Below are 17,818 nucleotides of genomic sequence, written 5' to 3' on the forward strand. Positions count from 1 at the left end.
GTGGTGACAAAGCGTGAAGAGCAAACCATCCTGCTAACCGGTGTGAATGGGCAAGTCGGCTTCGAACTGGCGCGCAGCCTGCAAGGTCTGGGTAAAGTCGTCGCGCTGGATCGCAGGGAGCTGGACCTTGGCGATCTGGATCAGGTGCGGCGCGTCGTGCGCGAAGTGAAACCTGGTCTGATCGTGAATCCGGCCGCCCACACGGCAGTCGATAAGGCCGAGACCGACGTCGAAGCTGCGATGCGTCTGAACGCCGAAGCACCTGGTGTGCTGGCTGAAGAGGCGAAGCGGCTTGGCGCGGCGCTCGTTCACTACTCCACGGACTATGTGTTCGACGGCACCAAGAACGGCGCATACGTCGAGAGCGACGCGGTCAATCCCCAGAACGTTTATGGCAAAAGCAAGCTGGCCGGTGAGCAGGCGATTGTGGCATCGGGGTGCGCACATCTGATATTCCGCACGAGTTGGGTGTACGGCACGCGCGGCAAGAATTTTCTGCTGACGATGCTGCGCCTCGGCGCGGAGCGCGAAGAACTGAGCGTGGTGGCCGATCAGATTGGCGCGCCCACCTGGTCGAATACGATTGCGGCGTTGAGCGCGAATGTGCTGGCACAAGCCGCGGCGGCGGGTGAGGGCGACTGGTGGCAAGAACACTCCGGCATCTATCACCTCACGGCTTCGGGCGCGACTTCGTGGCATGGTTTTGCCGAGGCGATTTTCGAATTTTCGGATTTATCGAAAAAGCCGATCGTGAAGCCGATTCCGGCCGCTTCGTATCCGACGCCGGCGGCGCGACCCGCTAACTCGCGCATTTCGAACGACAAGCTCGCCAACGCGTTCGGCGTACGTGCCCCAGACTGGCGCGAAGCGTTGCGTCTATGCATGGCGGCGCGTTGAGCGGCGATCTTTACACGTTACGCACTGGCGCGGTTGTGGTTTTCTACAACCCGGATTCCGCGTGCATCGCGCGGGCCAACCGGCTCGCCGAGGTGATGCATTGCGTGGTTGTCGACAACAGTCCTTCAGTGCGGACGGCGAGCGAGGTGGGCCTATCCGCTGCCGTCAGTTATTTGCCTAACGGCGCAAATCTTGGCATTGCTACGGCCATCAATCAGGGCGTGGCATCGCTGATTGATGCTGGCTTCGATGCCGCGATTCTTTTTGACCAGGACAGTGAGCCGTCAAGGCAGTTGCTTGACGGATTGCCGCGCCTGCTTGAAGAGGCGTTGCGTCGCGAGCGTGTGGCGTTGATTGGTCCGGCGTACGAGGACCTGCGTCTTGGCGACGTGGCGCCGTTCGTACGCTTTGGGTATCTGAAGCTGCGCCGGATACCGCCGGTTGGTGTCACGCCTATCGATGTTGATTTTTTGATCAGCTCGGGGTCGTGCATCAATCTGGCTGCGTGGCAGGAAGTTGGCCCCATGGACGACGCATTGTTTATCGATTTCGTCGATCTGGAGTGGTGCATCAGGGCGCGCGCGAAGGGTTTCGCGGTGCTCGGCGCACCTGAATTGCGGCTCGCTCACGAACTGGGTGGCGAGCCGGTGCGCGTTCTCGGACGGCTGTATCCGAGCCATAGTCCGCTGCGTCATTATTATCTGTTTCGGAACGCGGTTGCGTTGATCAAGCGCAGCTATGTTCCGTGCACGTGGAAGTCCACGGAGCTCATCAAGTTTCCGTTTCGCCTCGCGATCTATGGGTTATTCCTGCAGCCGCGTCTGGGTCATTTGAGAATGGCTCTGACTGGAATCTGGCATGGATTGATCGGTCGCATGGGTGCTCTGGAGCAACATTGAAATCAATGAACGTCACACGCTATGGCGCTGTACCCCTTAATCGAAAATACTTAAAAGTCCACAATGTTTAGTCTCGGTTTTGTTGATCTCAAAGAAAGCATCGCGTCGTGGCGGCTATGGACGCTGCTGGGCTGGTTGGAAGTGCGGCAGCGTTATGCGCGCTCGCGGGTCGGGCCGTTCTGGTTGACGATCAGTACGGGTGTGCTGATCGGTTCGATCGGTATGGTCTACGGCACGCTGTTTGGCCAGAAGTTGAGCGATTATCTCCCGTACCTGGCCATCAGCCTTGTCATGTGGGGTATTTTCTCGCAGACCATCATTGAGGGTAGTACGGCATATATCAACAGTAGCGCATACATCCGACAAGCGTCGACGCCCAAACTGATCTTTATGCTGCAGGTGGTCTGGCGCAATCTTGTTATTCTTGCGCACAATTTTCTCATTGTCCTTCTGTTGCTGGCGATTTTCGGCGTGAAGAGTTGGGTGACATTGCCTGTCTTCATTCCCGCGTTGATTCTCTACATGATCAACGCACTCTGGATCGCGATGGTGGCGGGTCTGCTGTCCGCGCGTTTCCGCGATTTGCCGCAAATCATCGCGGCAATCATGCAGATCGCCTTCTATGTGACGCCGATCATCTTTCGTCCGGTTGCGCTGACTCGCTTTTCTCTCATCGTCAGGCTGAATCCACTCGCGCATCTGATCGAGCTGGTGCGTGCGCCGCTGATTGGCGAATGGCCGACTCCCATAACGTGGGGGGTGGCAATTGGTATGGCCGTCTTTGGCTGGATCTTTGCGCTCGCACTGACTGGCCGTTACTTGAAACGTATTCCGTACTGGGTCTAAGAAGGCAAATCATGGCGTATATCGAACTCAAGGGCGCGACGCTCGACTTGCCCATCTACGACGTGCAGGGCCGTTCACTCAAAAAGACCGTGCTGCGCTTGGGCCGCCGGAACACCATTGCAGAGGGCACTGACGGTGTGGTGGTCGTGCGCGCAATCAACAACGTCGATCTTCGTCTCGAGAAGGGTGACCGGATCGGCTTGATCGGCCGTAATGGTGCCGGCAAGTCGACGTTACTTCGTATGATGGCGGGTATCTATTCTCCGACGCTCGGGTCGGTTGTCAGCTCGGGAAAGGTTGTGCCGTTGCTCGACATTAGCCTCGGGATGGACGAGAACTCGACCGGAATGCAAAACATCCGCTTGCGTGGCCTGCTTCTTGGCATGTCGGATGCGGAGATCCGTGAGAAGCAGCAGTCGATCGCGGAGTTCTCCGAACTCGGCGACTATCTCGACCTGCCGCTGCGCACGTATTCGAGCGGTATGCGCGTGCGCTTGGCTTTCGCCGTTTCAACCGCAGTGGATGCGGAGATTCTTCTGCTTGACGAAGTGATGGGCGTGGGTGACGCATCGTTCATGCACAAGGCCGAGGAGCGACTCGCGGACCTGCATAGCCGCGCTGAAATCGTCGTGCTGGCGATGCATTCGAATTCGGAGATCCGCAAAGTGTGCAATAAGGCTTTGTGGATGGAGCGCGGCCACGTGCGCGCATTCGGCCCGGTGGAAGAAGTTGTGTCCCAGTACGAAACACAGGACTGAGTGAGCAAGCGACGTTATCTGCGGCCCGTCCCACGATGAAAACATTAGAACAGCTATATCTGCAGCACCGTGGAAAGGTGTCGGAAACAGGGGCGCTTGACCTTGCAGAGTACGATCGAATTCTTGCTCCGTATCGCGACCGACCAATCAATCTTCTCTTGGTCGGCGCGCGGAACAGTGGGACGCTTGAAATATGGTCGGAATTCTTTAGAAATGCGAACAAGCTAGTTGGCTGCGATATTAATCCGGAGAGCGCTGACCGTGGTTCCGATCCGCGAATCGCGATGGTCGTCGGCGATGCGAATCTGGACGAGACCGTGCTGGCCATCGCCAATCACGCGGAGCGTTTCGATATTGTCATTGCCGATGGTTCACATGCGTCGGGCGATGTCGTCAAATCGTTCCTGCGTTACTTCCCGAAACTCGAAGACGGGGGAATCTTTCTTGTCGAAAATCTCCATCATGCTGACGAGCAAGATCTTGATGGTGGTCGACATCATGCTGACTCCCCAATCGCGTTTTTCAAGTTGTTGGAGTCGATTCATTCGGTCGAGTTTGTTAACTCGGCGTGCGTCATTCGTAAGTTACCTGCTGCCCAAAACTCTGACTTGCAGCAAAGCGTCAAGAGACTTGAACGGCAGATTCTCTTCTTGCAGGACGACGTTGCCCGACGCGACGCAGGCCTCGCCAGCCTCCAGCAGAAAATAGATGTTTTGCTTCATTCGGTTAGTTGGCGTGTGACGGCACCGTTGCGCTGGCCTGGAGCCAGCCTGTTGCGAATACGGCATCTGACGGGGGTGGTGGGGCGCGCCGTACGCGCAAGCGGTGGATTCAAGCCCATGATCCGCAAGGTGGTCAGCCTGTATCGCAGAGAGGGCTTTTCGGGTTTGCGGAATGGATTTCGCCAGCGTAGAGACTTATCGCAAGAGAGCGCCAAGCGAAATGACTACGATGAGTGGATTCAGCGCTACGACTGCATAGACGACGAGCAGCGCGCGGCGATTCAAAAGCGGATTGCGGTAATGCCTGACAGGCCGCTTATCTCGGTGGTGATGCCGACGTACAACCCAAAACCGGAATGGTTGAAAGAGGCGATCGAATCGATACGCAACCAGTTGTATCCCAACTGGGAGCTTTGTATTGCCGACGATTTATCAACCGATCCGGCGATTCGTCCACTGCTGGAGCAGATGTCTGGCGAAGATTCACGGATCAAGGTGATATTTCGGGAGCAGAACGGACATATCTCCGCAGCGTCGAATAGCGCATTGCAGCTTGCTACCGGGGACTGGGTTGCTCTCCTGGATCACGATGACCTGTTGCCGGAGCACGCGTTGTATTGCGTGGCCAATGCGATCGTTGCGAATCCTTCGGCGCGGCTGATTTATTCAGACGAAGACAAAATGGATGCTGCGGGTCGTCGTCACGATCCGTACTTTAAGTGCGATTGGAATCGGGACTTGTTTTACTCGCAGAATTTCTTCAGTCATCTCGGCGTCTACCATAAGGCACTGCTGGATACCGTCGGAGGTTTCCGCATTGGCATTGAGGGTTCGCAGGACTACGACCTGGTTCTGCGGTGTATCGAGCATATTGACGACGATGCGATCCATCACATTCCACGTGTGCTTTACCACTGGCGCGTTCATGCCGAAAGCACAGCTGGCGGGGCTGATGCTAAGCCATACGCGGCACTGGCTGGCGAGCGTGCGCTCAACGAGCACTTTGCAAGGCGAGGGGTGGCGGCCAGCGTCGAATGGATTACACGAGGCTACCACGCGCATTACTCATTACCGGCAACGTTGCCGCTGGTTAGTCTCATCATCCCGACACGGAACGCATTGAAGCTGATGCGGCAGTGCATTGATAGCATTGTCGGCAAGACCACTTACTCGAACTACGAAATTATTGTTGTCGATAACGGTTCGGACGATCCTGAAGCGCTGCGCTACTTCGAGTCGCTAGGTGAGGATGCACGGATCCGCGTGCTACGCGACGACAGTCCATTCAACTATTCAGCATTGAATAATTCAGCTGTTGCGCAGGCGAGAGGGGAACTGGTCGCCCTGATCAACAACGATATCGAGGTTATTTCAGCGGACTGGCTCTCCGAAATGGTGAGCCTCGCGCTGCAACCGGGAGTAGGGGCCGTCGGTGCGAAACTGTATTACCCCAACGATACATTGCAGCACGGTGGCGTTGTGCTCGGCATTGCAGGCGTAGCGGGACACGCAAACAAACATGCCCAACGTCCGGCTTATGGTTACTTCGGAAGAACCTGTCTGATCGGTTCATATTCCGCGGTAACGGCTGCATGCCTCGTCGTACGCAAATCAATCTATCAGGAAGTCGGTGGGCTAAACGAAAAAGACCTGACGATCGCATTCAACGATATCGACTTTTGCTTGCGCATTCGGGAAGCAGGCTATCGCAACGTCTGGACACCCTATGCTGAGCTTTATCATCATGAGTCGGCGACGCGTGGCGATGAGATCAATCCTCAAAGGCGGGTGCAGTTTTTGACGGAAATTGCCTACATGCAGCAGCGTTGGGGCGATGTGCTGTCGAGGGATCCCGCTTATAGCCCGAACCTGACGTTGGATTATGAAGACTTTAGTCTTGCGTGGCCGCCTCGGGTTGAGGCGTTGGGGTGAGAGGCCGTTGCGGACAATCCAACTGTCCGCAACGAGTATCCGGGCCAGACGGGCTCCGGATCAGAAAGTGATAGCTGCCCCCACTGATTGCACCGCAGCGCTGTTCAGGAAGATATAAAAATTCTGGGGTGTGGTACTACCGAGCGGGTAGGTCTCGATCGTCGTTCCGTCCTTGATCAAGTCTGCGCTGAAGATTTGCCCACCATTCTGATAATAGACCCGGTATTGAGTCGTAGCCGAGTTCGATGCCACGTTAGCGACCCAAGCCCGCATTCCGGCCAGCGTGACGATCTGGCCGTCACTCAGGTTATACGTCGTGTTGTCGGCGATGCTGGTATGAGGGAAAAAGGCCTCCAGCGTCGACGCGGTTGTGGCGCAAGGAGTTACATTTGCCCCCGTCGTATTAGGCGTAGTGCAATCTCCAACCAACACTGTATCGCCGACCACCTGCCTGACGACTTTCATGTACGCCGCGCCAGGTTGCCAACTCGCTTGATGGTTATAGAGAGATATTCCATTAATGGTGTTGGTAATTATTCCTAGCGCGCTTCCGTTGATTAACTCGGATGGTGTGCTCGAAATAGCGCCAGACAGCGGCACCGTCGTATAACTGGTCCCTAGCAGGGTCATCGTGACGGTCTTTCCATCGGAAGCCAAATCCGTTTCCTGGACGTTCGAACCGTTGTAGCTGACCTGTATCTGCGCCGGAATCGCCTCGACAACGACGCTCCCGTTAACCAGATAGCGTTGTCCGGTTTGCGCCGGCACAGAAAGCGCGGCGTCGATAGTGGATGTCCCTGCCGTCATTAACTGCGGGCCGGCCACTGCCGGGCTTTGCGCAATGCTTGAGTCATGCGTGTAAAAAAAGGACGTAGCCGTATCCAGTGTCGTCGTTCCGGTCGACGAGGTGGAAAAATCAAGCGTCCCATTGAGAAAGTGTTGGCCGCCGTTTCTTGCCAGAGTGAAGCTCTCATAACTCTGTTGCGCAGCGCTCAGATTGGCGACCGGCGTCGAGGATGAAGAACCCCCGCCACCGCCTCCACATGCGGAGAGCGAGCTTGCCAATGTACACGCGACGAGAAATCCGAAGCGCGATGATTTTCTTTCAAACTCTCGATTATTTTCTTTCATTTTAATTTTCGGTTTGGTTGTTTCGTTTTATTACCGCTCCCCCTCCGGAAGCGGATTTATAAGGCGACTCATATTAGCAGAATGGCCGTCGGCTAAATGGTGTTCTACGCCGCACGTTCGAGCATGAATGCGACGCCGTATTCGGAGTTGCAGGCAACACGTGTTGCATTGCCTGATCTCGCTGATCCGATGATTGCTGGCGCGTGATTAAGGGGATCGGGCGCTTTTGCGAAGCGGGTCGACGCCCACTCTTTGGGTGAAGGACGACCGTTTCTGATGGTTGCGGCGGTGCTTCGGAGTCGAGCAGAGCTAGCCGGCTATTCGGAGGGGCCAGCGTGCTGCCGCGGAAGTCTCGGTTCGGATGGGGCCTTGAGGATGGTGTTGTACACTTACCGACGTTAAGGAATTGCTTACGCCGTGTAGCTACTTCCGCCTACAACCATTACCAGCCCAGACCATGCTCGGCATATTGCGTTTTTTTCTTGCCAGTTGCGTAGTTGTGTTTCATATGAGCGGCCACGCCCCGGTCATCGGCGTGTTGGCTGTCAATTGTTTTTACGTCATCAGCGGGTACCTGATGACGCTGGTTTTGAATGAGACCTACCGGTTCGATCCGCAGCGGTTTTTCGCGAACCGATTTCTACGGCTGTACCCTGCGCAAATTGCCATCTGTGCTTTTTCGCTGCCATTCATATGGAGCCTTTCTAAGGCACCTCTATTCCACCCGATGTGGGGTGTTCCTCAATGGCAAGACTGGGTGGGAAATGTGCTCATCTTTCCATGGACGTTTTTGCCGTCGCAGCACTTCCGGATCTCTCCAACGACATGGTCTGTCGGAGTTGAAATCTGGTGCTATTTTTTTCTGTGGCTGCTTGTGTCGCGTCGTTCGTGGACTGCTGTTTTTACCGCCGTGTTGGCTGCGCTATGGCAGGTTTATCTTTTCCGAACGGGCGCAGACGAGGGCGCACACTACTACCCGGTATCTGCCGCACTTCTACCATTCAGCCTCGGTGCGGCCTCGTACTTCGCGATCAACCATCCGCTGCTCAGCCGGTTTGAAAGAAAAACCTCGTCGACGACGCAGTTCCTCATCCTTTTCGGCGTCGTTGTTGCTTTCCTGGTTAACTGGCAGCTAGCTGTACGTTTCGATGCATCACCGTACTACGGCACTTTCTATTACCTCAATACTGTCGTAGCCTGTCTAGCTGTTATAGCGCTGCATGATCTGAGGCCAACTGGCATTGCTGGACGAGTTGCTGCGTGGTGCGGGGATCTTTCGTATCCCGTGTTCCTGGCGCAGTGGGTTGCCACTTTCATCGCGTGGCACATCATCGGCACAGATACTCCGGTGCGGAGTTGGTCCGTGTTCTCTCTCGGATATGCGCTGTCCGTCCTGATTGGAATCGCTACCGTAGTACTCGTCGATCGTCCGATTCACCGCGTGAGGAACAAAATCAGGCTGAATGCCAAGGCAGTATGTTTGCCACGTTCTGCAACCACCTGACTGCCGATGGATGAAGGAATTCCCTGAACAAAGGTGGCAACTGAGTAGCTCATGCCGGGTTGAGGAGAGTGCTATACCGAGCAACTCCTCCCATAAGTGTTTGGAGCCGAAGTGCTTCGATGTCGCATTCGGGTAAGCGACGCTTGGCGAGTGCTGTCCACAGTTGAAGGTCGAGTCGTGATCGCTGCTGCAGCAGTTCGAGTGTTTCGTTGTCCAACTCACGTTCCAGTTTGAGTCGGAGGTGCTCTGGGACTGTCGTTGTCTCATTGAGGCGGCTCGACGGCATGTCGATCTGAATCCACTTTTTCAGTCGCTCGCTAAACGACGGGTTCTCGATGACATCGGAATATGAAAACGAATTCAAGCGCTCGAATGCTTGCGCTAAGAGCTCGTTATCCGACCGCGCTTCAATGAACTGATCTAGAGGGATGCCGCTCCCTGGCCAAAGCAGCATTCGAACGGTTACGTTGTCGGTCTGGCCCGCAAGACGTGTGTCGGATAGAAATTCCTTCAGGCTGAGGCGGGAGAGCTTGACGATGTTTGCCCATTCCCCCCATGCGGCGAGATGTTCGTCGCGCTGGCAACGCCAAAATATCCAGAGCGAGAGAAGGCGGATAAGTGGCTCACGCAAAAAGGTGATCTGTTGGGCCTCGGGATATCGCGCTTTCAGGCTGTGGTGCGAGAAGTGACCCATGATCAGGTTCGCGTTGGCTGGGATGTCGGTCGCTTCCAGATAGACGACTTTTTTAACGCCTTCGCTGAAAGTTGAGTAACCCTTGAATGCGCCAAACAGCGTGCGGTCAAACCCTCTAACGTCTAGAGCCGGTTTGAGGGAGGCAGACATATCGTACATGAGCGACGTTCCCGCTGTTTTGGGAATGTGCATCATCGCAAGCGGTTGATGAGGGTTGCGAGCCGCGTCGTTGAATTCATATTTCAAGAACGGGTTGGGCCTGAGTATGGACGCAAAGAGGTTACATCTGAATTTCATGTTTTTGGATAGATATTGGGCTGCCGCTTAGATTTCTGAAAATTAATTCCGATACTTTTATTATACAACGGATCTGCTGTGCGAAAGTAAAATGTAATATATGTGAATCATTTTTGTCGAAATCCCTGTCTATGTGAAAGGTCTTTTCATCTTACTGTATGAATGACGTTCCGCTAGAAGTCTGAAAGCCGGCTTCTATCGCATTAATCAGAGGGCTCCGAGCGGCACTGGATAACAGGACAAGCACATGCCATTTCTCGGAGCACCGTGTAAGTGCATTGTTCAGCGGGCTACCTGATAATTCGCGAAAACTCGCCCCAAGGTATCGGTATCTCGTCGGGAAGGACATCCCGTACCGTCGCCGACGTACAATCATTTGGAGTCAGACCTAAAAGATCTCTCAATATTTCGTACTGTCCTGCATCCGAACGCTTCACCAAATACACACGCTCATTTTCAGGGAATAGTCCGAGCAACAGCGATGCCGCCTTCCTCCATTCTGCATTTTGTGACGAAAAACCTAAACCAGCCAAAGGTTCGGTAATATCAACAAGCCACCTGTTGACTCGCTTGTATTCAGGGTTTAAAGCTTTGAGATGATTTCGGAGCTCCGTCCACTCGTAAAGTTGTAACTCATCGAGCTCCATGCTGCGAAGATATGAAAAGTTTTCAGCTACCGTTTTATTGGTCGCGCAATTTGCAAAATCTTCAATAACGTCTCTATAGCGAGTGGCCGCAATCTCAGCGCTGTGATTTTCGTGCATGTAAGCGTGTGCCCGTTGTCCTATCTCTTCTCGCATTCCGGGCGATGAAAAGGCATGTCGCAAGGCCTCCGCCAGATCTCGACTGGTCGGCTTTTCCGACAATTTGGTGACTACATCGTCGGGGATTTCTCGCACGGTCGCGTGAGCATTCACGATCACGTGCTTGCCCGATGCCATTTCGTCCAGTACCGTCGTGGACGGTTTGCCTCGAGACTCCATCTGCAGTTGGATGCATAGATCACAGGCACTTAGCCAGAGGTCGTAACCGACGTCTGTCACGCAATCGGCCAAATCGCAATTGTCGACTTGTCCTTCGGCCGCCAACCGTTCAATCTGTGCGTTGAAGATTTGATCTTCGCCTTCTCCCACAAAGACCAATCTGCAATTGTTTACCTTGCCAAGTTGGCTTTCTAGCCACCCTTGTAAAATCAAGTTTTTCGACTTGATATCGGAATTAACGATACCAAATGAGCACACAACGAATGCGTCTTCGGCAACGCTGAGGTGTCTACGCGCGTCACTCTTTGAGATGCGAGTGGAATTCGTCGCTCTCAATAGCGGAACCACATCCCATTGACTGGCTACTGCATCGCCGTACCATTTGCGTGTTAACTCTATGCTGTGACGCGAATGAGTAATTATGCCCACAGCATTTTCGAGTACAGCCAGATTACAAGGGTATTGAGCCGAAGATTCTTCAATATTCTCCGCGCATAAGTGCTTGAGAAGAGCTAGGTGGCCGTGCGAATATGCGATCGCAGCTGTTAATGCTTTCGCTTTCGGCTCGGCTGCTTGATTGTTCGAGAAAAGCTCACCCAGGAAATAGTCATGCAAGACCACAATTCCAGACACTTTTGCCAACAGTTGTGGCATCTCGGCGTGGAAGCGCGAATTTCCGAAGTGATACAGAACACGATCGTAATCGCTAGCATTCTTTTCGAATTGCTCGTACGAAAGAATGACAAATTGCTGCTTTAGCCAGTCATCATCCGTGTCGCCATTGTGAACGAGATCGATGTCGTAATATTTCGACAAATGCGGCAAAAGCGTTCTGCTGTAGCTGGCGATATCAATTCGCTCTGGAGGAAGGGGAGAAACATATGCGAGGCGCGGACGAGCGCGTTTCGTTCCGCCTTCGCCGGAGATGTGGACAAACGCGGACGCTTTGATTTTCTCCACTTGCGACTCAAAGGCATCCCACGTCCGGCTCGCGCTTCGCTTCCACGAGAACGTTTTAGCGCGCTCTACGCCACTGGCTATTAAGCTCTGCCGAAATGCGTCATCTTGCAAGACGTGCGTTAGCTTGGAAGTAATGCTTGCTTTCGACAAGGGATCAAACTGCGCATCCGTGCGGCCGATGACCTCCGGAATACTGGTGCAGTCAGAACCGATCACGGCCGCACCGCATGACATGGCTTCCAAGGCCGGGAGGCCAAACCCTTCGTGAATCGACGGAAAAATAAAAACCTTGCATAGGTTGTACAACGCGACCATCTCTTCGTCGGTCACGAACCCAGTGAAGACGACGTCGCCTTTGTTCAAACCCGCTTTAGCGGCCAGCGCTTCCAATCTTGCCATGTCCGTGGGGTGCGCGCGACAAACGATGGCAAGCTGATGGGCCGACCGGATATCGACAGGCAGGCACGCGTAGGCTTCGATCAGCCCATCGATATTTTTTCGGAAGTCAATGCCGCCCGTGTACATGACGAACGGTTTTTCAAGCGTGAAGCGACGTCTTAGACGTGCCTCAAGAGCGGGACTGATATCGTGCTGCTTGAATTTCTCGTCAGAGGCGCACGAGACCGTGACCGTGGAGTGCTCCGGCAAATTCAGGAAGTCGATACCCTCACGTCTTGACGATTCCGAAATCGCCAACGCAATATCGGCTTGCGTTAAATGCAAGATGCGACGTCGATACCAGTCCTCTCCGCGGTCGTCCCATAAATAACTCTCTGGGCGCAGGAAAGGGATCAGGTCATACAGCGTAACGGCATTGATGGCACCCCCGTCGCTCGCGATCGTCGCAACGGATGAATCGCCGAAGCCCTCGAAAAGACTGGAGGTATGAATGACGTCAGCATTCAGTGACCTAAAGAACGCCTCTTTGAGATGTTCGGCTGCCAGCCTGCGCTGCATATTTTGTGGAACCACTTCCTCCAGTCCGGTCATTCCGCCCCATAGGACGATGTTTTCTGAAGGAAGAATGTCGGCAAAAAGAGCTTTGAGAGGGGCAATCGTGCTCGGGAAGGCACGATTTAATGCAACCAAAACTTCGTGGCCCCGGGAATCTTTGATCATCGCATTGGCTAACGCAAACGAATACCGACCAATACCGCGATCGCGACTTCCCTCTGTTTGGCAGCCCTGAAGATCAATAACTAATCTCATTGCAAGGCCTCGCTACTTTCTGATAATTGTGCGCATTACACGCACAACAATTGGTCGCAGACTCAGCCAAGCTCGTCGAACTCCGCTATGTGCAAGCAAAAAATTCCGGCATGCACCTCTGACTGCACGAAGCGGTCGAGTGATTCGCCAAGATACACTGTTCTGGATGACGTTGAGCTGTACACGTAGGCCTTCGAGCTCGCCGTGCGCGGAATGATACGCTGTTCGCCGCGCCTCGAGTTCATCATGCGCGGACTGAAGCTCCGTGCGTTTGGCGGCCAAGCGGGCGGTCAGGCGCTTGTTATCGAGCAGTGCAAAGTCCCGCTGAGCTTCCAGTGTTTGCGAATATTCCGCCAATCTTTGCGAGTGCTCCTCTAGTCTTTGCGAGTGCTCCGCCAGTCTTTGCGAACGCTCCGTTTCTGCCACCAGCCGTACGATGGTTTCCTCGTTTTGTTTCTCGCCGGCGGTCATGTAGCGATCGAAGACATTCGGCGGAATCGAGAAGGCCTGCTTGAGCTCACGCTTCTCATTCGAAACGAAGTATTTATTCAGACCATCAAAATAAACGAATTCGTACAACGCAGCTTCCACGTACTCCTGCCAGACACCGTCCGCCAGTTCAGCAGACATCGGTATTGTGGCTTCTATGACAAGGATCCAGGGACGCCAGGTCCGTAGGTCGATGCTTCGAAGCACATCGTCTTCGCTGCCTTCCACGTCGATCTTGAGAAAGTGGATGACCTCCACGTTATGAGTGGCCAAAAGCGTATCGAGGCGTGTAGGCGTCATCGTAGTTTGGGTGACCTTAAACCCTGCATTACGATGAATCTCGGCTTGTGCTTTATCGGCTGTAGAAAGGCCAGTGTCTTCTATCTCGAAAAACTCGACCGGGTGGTCGCCCGTACCGACCATCGCTCGAATATTAATGTCGTCGGGACGTGCGAGGACCAGCTTCTCATACCAATGATTCACCGGTTCGACGTTGATGCCTCTCCAGCCTGATTCGTAAAACGTCTTGGTAACGGAGTATTCGTCGGGGTCCTGCGCTCCGATGTCAACATAGAATCCATTGGTGACACCAGCAAGTGCTCTGCGAAGCATCACATCTTCGCGGTTCTGTGCATACGATACGAAAGACATAGAAGATTTTTGATGAGCAAGAAAGAGTCGGGCGGAAGCATTCTGAGAGGACTACCCCGTTCCGGCGAGCGTTGCATCCCAGCACGAATTATGTACTGCGCGTAATTATAGGGCTATCAGATCCGGCCGCTCCGTTCGACGCAGATTAAGCGCCCAGTTCTTGGGATGAGCGATCGTCCTTTTCGGCTGCAGATGCCTTCGCCCAGGTACTCGTCGCGTTGGACCTCAATCAAGACTGATTCATCACCCCAGGATGATCCGGTGCTGCTTGCGGCCGGCGAGGCGTTGGCCCATTCGCGGTTACGGCGGCCACGATCAGGGTTTCATGCTCGTTCTTGAACTGCACCCTCAACCATCGACATATGGACAACTGCCTATTCGAGGGCGGTCCGTACATCCATCTGCCGCTGCTTAAATCGGTATCGACGAGAGGTGTGCTGTACACTTACCGACGTTAAGGAAATCCTTACAGGGCGCTGCAATGCTTAAGCGAGTTTTGAAGGCCGCCGGAAGACCATTGTGGGAGCGACTTCGATTTCGAATCGGGGCCGAGATCGATCGCAGAGCAGGGCCGGAGCGGGCAAAAGCTATCCACGCCGAGATGGTCATTGGGCGCTTGAGCAGTGAAGTAGCGACCTTGCAAAGGCAATTCGAGGAGTTACAACGCGACCCTGCTCCGTTCGGGGGGGCGAACGATCTTGAGCATCGCGTTGCGCAAATGATCCAGCAGCGTATCTTCTTGCCCACATGCTCGATCGTCGACGAGCATGCGCCATTCATGCAACATTCGATTTGCAGCGCAATAGACTTTCTACATCCGCGTTACAGGGAAATATGCGCGATGCTTGGCCATCCGCCGCTATATCAACGCAAGCTCTGGGAATGGGTATTTATCATCCATCACCTGTTAGAAGCGGGGATGCTGACAGAAGGCCGCCGTGGTCTCGTATTCGGTGTCGGTAGGGAGCGTCTGCCGGCTCTCTTCGCAAAGATGGGCTGCGAAATTGTCGCTACCGACGCGCCCGCCGAGTTCAGTGCCTCAAGTGAGTGGTCTGTCAGCGGTCAACATAGTACCGCGTTAGCCGAGCTCAAATACCCAGAGATTGTCCCTGACGAAGTCTTTGAGGCCCGCGTCACTCATCAGTCGTGCGATATGAATGCGATTGATGAGCAGTTGACAGGTTTCGATTTCACCTGGTCCTCTTGCTGTTTTGAACATCTCGGGGATCTTGAGGCAGGTTTGCAGTTTGTAATCAACAGTGTTGAGAAAACGCTCAAGCCAGGCGGCATTGCCGTTCACACTACCGAATATAACCTCGGATCCAATGAAGATACCCTCGAAAGTGGCGCCACCGTCATCTATCGAAAGCGCGACATTGATGACCTGATTCGCCGCCTGAGAGAGCGAGGCCACGAGGTCAAGCCATTCATCGTCGCGCCTCACGCCCACCCGTTGGATTTCCACATCGACGCGCCACCGTATGGTGGCGATCCCCATCTGAAATTACGGCTCGCGAGTTACATGGCGACATCGGTCGGGATAGTCGTCCGTCGACAATCCCAATCGTGAGATGGTGCGAGAGGTTGGGCTAGTTGTACTTGTACCCGATGCTGGCAAGTGGTCGGGGTCGCTCGTGAGGCACTTCGTGGGGCCGCGGCTGCACCGCGTGCTCCCACAAAGCGTGACTTTTGCGGATCAGGCGGCCGGGGCGCGACCGTAGATATCCTCGAACCGGACGATATCGTCTTCGCCCAGATACTCGCCGCACTGGACCTCGATCAAGACGAGGTTCATCACACCCGGGTTGATGAGTCGGTGCTTGTGGCCCGCAGGGATATACGTGGACTCGTTGGGCTGCAGTGAAATAACCTGTTCGCCGTTGACGATATCGGCGCAGCCGCTCACCACGATCCAGTGCTCGCTACGGTGATGGTGCATCTGCAGCGACAACGATGCACCTGGCTTCACGACGATTCGCTTCATCTTGAAGCGGTCGCCTTCCTCAAGCACCGTGTATGTGCCCCACGGGCGATGCACAGTGCGGTGCAGGCGGTATGCATCATGATTCGCACTCTTGAGCTTCGCGACAATCTGCTTCACATCTTGCGCGCGGTCGCGGGCAGCGATCAGCAATGCGTCAGCCGTATCCACCACGATCACGTCGTGAACCCCGACCATCCCGATCAGTCGACCATCACTGCGCACGAAGCAGTTATCCACGTCGTGCAACTCGGCTTCGCCATGAATCCTGTTGCCGCGTGCATCGGGCTGCGTCAGCTCGCTGATCGATTGCCACGAGCCGATGTCGCTCCAGCCCATTTCGCACGGCACCACGTTCACGTTATCTGAGCGCTCCATGACCGCGTAGTCGATGGAGATGTTCTCCGCTTTGCTGAATTGCGCGTTGTCGAGTTCGACCGCGTAGCCGTCGGCAGAGGTGCTTCGTTTTGCCTCTTTCACGGCATTGAGTGAAGGCTCTGCAACGCCGGGCACGTAATGCGCCAACTCGGCCAGCATCGTCTCGGCGGTGAAGCAGAACATGCCGGCGTTCCAAAGGTGACGGCCGTCTGCGACCAATTCCTTGGCAACTTCCAGTTCGGGCTTTTCGACGAAGCGCACGACCTTATGGACAGCCTGTGCGCCGGGCAGCGGCTGCGCTTCGAATTCGATGTAGCCGTAGCCAGTTTCCGGACCGGTCGGGCGAATCCCGAACGTGACGAGCCGACCTTCCTGTGCGGAACCCACGGCGTGCTGCACGGCCTCGCCAAAGGCGGTCTCGTCTTCGATCAACTGATCGGCCGGCATGACCAGCATGATGGCGTCGGGGCCATGCTGCTGACGTACGACTTCCGCAGCCACCGCGATTGCCGCAGCGGTATTACGAGCTGTGGGTTCCAGAATGAACCCTAGCTGCGAAACGCCAGTTTCGACCTCGACGCATTCGTCCTTCGTGAGGAAATAAGTCTCGCGATTCGTAACGATCACGACTTCACCTGCGTTCGCTACGCGCGATGCTCGCAGAAAAGTCTTCTGCAGCAGGCTTTGCCCGTCCGCCAGTTTCAGCAACGGCTTCGGAAAGGCTTCGCGGGACACTGGCCACAGTCGTGTCCCCGCGCCTCCACAAATGATGACGGGAATGATCTTCATGGAATTGCTCGAAAATGTTGTACTAGGATGGCATGCAGTCGACGATTTTAGCGGAATTTTAAGCCTCGGTCGCTGGTATCGCCTTAGGCACGTATACTGCTACAGCCGTTCGGGACGGCAGATAATCCGGCGCTCGGTTGTCCGTAGGAGTATCGGTGCATGCTGAGATAGCAATCGGCATTGTAACGCCAGGGAAGACGCGATCGGCGTTCCCCGCAAATCGGAATGTGAGCGGCAGCCCTGCGTGGTGTTCCGAAGGCAATAGCGCGGGGGGGGGGAATTCTGCGCAAATTCAGGGGTGAGCAGGACTCCTGCGAATCGCGGTAACAACGCATGATGCGAATCCGGATGCGATGCGACGTGTCTCGGTTCAACCCGCGCCGAGCTTGGCCGGTCAGGACTTCCTGCAGAATATCCTCACTCGCGAAGCCACAAGGGCCGTGCCTCTGCGCCCATTGCCGCGCTTAGGTGGAGGAAGATGATGATGGTATAGTGTCGTACCATGGGCTGGAGAATGGATGCTGCTCGTCATAAAACCTGGTAGTCGCAAGTGTGTGGACGAAACCAGGAAAGCGCATCGCATCTGAGTAGCTTCCCGCTTGTAACGCTCTCATCGCTGAGTTCGGAGAATCTGCGAGCGTGCGTGGCGGCGGCCGAAGCCACATCGGTTCTCATACGACGGGGTAGCTGAGCTGGCT

12 protein-coding genes are annotated in these 17,818 nt (G+C 54.9%); 7 read left to right on the forward strand and 5 right to left on the reverse strand.

All coding sequences use genetic code 11. The annotated features are described in order from the left end of the window. Positions 1-3: 3 nt before the first annotated feature. From rfbD to P3T17_RS19690, 5 genes are all read left to right on the forward strand, one after another. Positions 4-897 carry a dTDP-4-dehydrorhamnose reductase gene (gene rfbD / locus P3T17_RS19670; RefSeq protein WP_429408620.1) on the forward strand — a complete coding sequence of 298 codons (894 nt, stop codon included), beginning with the start codon at positions 4-6 and terminating at the stop codon, positions 895-897. Continuing rightward, positions 879-1,796 (forward strand): glycosyltransferase family 2 protein, encoded by a 918-nt coding sequence (locus tag P3T17_RS19675; RefSeq protein ID WP_429408621.1) that lies wholly within the window; start codon positions 879-881, stop codon positions 1,794-1,796. The genes rfbD and P3T17_RS19675 overlap by 19 nt, the downstream gene beginning before the upstream one ends. Positions 1,797-1,859: 63 nt before the next feature. Next, positions 1,860-2,642 (forward strand): ABC transporter permease, encoded by a 783-nt coding sequence (locus P3T17_RS19680; RefSeq protein ID WP_429408622.1) that lies wholly within the window; start codon positions 1,860-1,862, stop codon positions 2,640-2,642. An 11-nt stretch (positions 2,643-2,653) separates the two neighbouring features. Continuing rightward, complete coding sequence (locus tag P3T17_RS19685) at positions 2,654-3,400, forward strand: ABC transporter ATP-binding protein (RefSeq protein WP_429408623.1); 747 nt, start codon at positions 2,654-2,656, stop codon at positions 3,398-3,400. Positions 3,401-4,173: 773 nt separating this feature from the next. Next, positions 4,174-6,054: a glycosyltransferase family 2 protein gene (locus P3T17_RS19690; protein ID WP_429408850.1), complete on the forward strand. Its 1,881-nt coding sequence runs from the start codon at positions 4,174-4,176 to the stop codon at positions 6,052-6,054. 60 nt (positions 6,055-6,114) lie between these two features. Here the strand turns inward: P3T17_RS19690 and P3T17_RS19695 are convergent, their stop codons facing one another. Then, the gene (locus P3T17_RS19695) at positions 6,115-7,185 is read right to left on the reverse strand and encodes a hypothetical protein (RefSeq protein ID WP_429408624.1); all 1,071 of its coding nucleotides are present in this window, start codon (positions 7,183-7,185) and stop codon (positions 6,115-6,117) included. Positions 7,186-7,642: 457 nt separating this feature from the next. Here P3T17_RS19695 and P3T17_RS19700 point away from each other — a divergent pair, with 457 nt between their 5' ends. Then, the gene (locus P3T17_RS19700; protein ID WP_429408625.1) at positions 7,643-8,689 is read left to right on the forward strand and encodes an acyltransferase family protein; all 1,047 of its coding nucleotides are present in this window, start codon (positions 7,643-7,645) and stop codon (positions 8,687-8,689) included. Between the two features lie 49 nt (positions 8,690-8,738). Here the strand turns inward: P3T17_RS19700 and P3T17_RS19705 are convergent, their stop codons facing one another. The 3 genes from P3T17_RS19705 to P3T17_RS19715 form a co-directional block, all read right to left on the reverse strand. Then, positions 8,739-9,629, reverse strand: coding sequence for a sulfotransferase family 2 domain-containing protein (locus P3T17_RS19705; RefSeq protein ID WP_429408626.1), 891 nt, complete (start codon positions 9,627-9,629; stop codon positions 8,739-8,741). Positions 9,630-9,970: 341 nt separating this feature from the next. After that, positions 9,971-12,832 (reverse strand): glycosyltransferase, encoded by a 2,862-nt coding sequence (locus P3T17_RS19710; RefSeq protein ID WP_429408627.1) that lies wholly within the window; start codon positions 12,830-12,832, stop codon positions 9,971-9,973. 12 nt (positions 12,833-12,844) lie between these two features. Beyond that, positions 12,845-13,972 carry an FkbM family methyltransferase gene (locus P3T17_RS19715; protein WP_429408628.1) on the reverse strand — a complete coding sequence of 376 codons (1,128 nt, stop codon included), beginning with the start codon at positions 13,970-13,972 and terminating at the stop codon, positions 12,845-12,847. Positions 13,973-14,453: 481 nt separating this feature from the next. Between P3T17_RS19715 and P3T17_RS19720 the strand changes: the two genes are divergently transcribed. Continuing rightward, a complete protein-coding gene (locus P3T17_RS19720) occupies positions 14,454-15,542 on the forward strand; it encodes a class I SAM-dependent methyltransferase (RefSeq protein WP_429408629.1) in 1,089 nt (362 codons plus the stop codon). A gap of 126 nt (positions 15,543-15,668) precedes the next feature. Here P3T17_RS19720 and P3T17_RS19725 read toward each other — a convergent pair whose 3' ends face one another. Beyond that, entirely contained in the window at positions 15,669-17,120 is a 1,452-nt protein-coding gene (locus P3T17_RS19725) for a mannose-1-phosphate guanylyltransferase/mannose-6-phosphate isomerase (RefSeq protein ID WP_429408630.1), read from the reverse strand. Positions 17,121-17,818: the final 698 nt, after the last annotated feature.

Origin of the sequence: Paraburkholderia sp. GAS82 (assembly GCF_050436285.1) — a bacterium.
In the GTDB taxonomy this organism is placed as follows: domain Bacteria; phylum Pseudomonadota; class Gammaproteobacteria; order Burkholderiales; family Burkholderiaceae; genus Paraburkholderia; species Paraburkholderia phenazinium_B.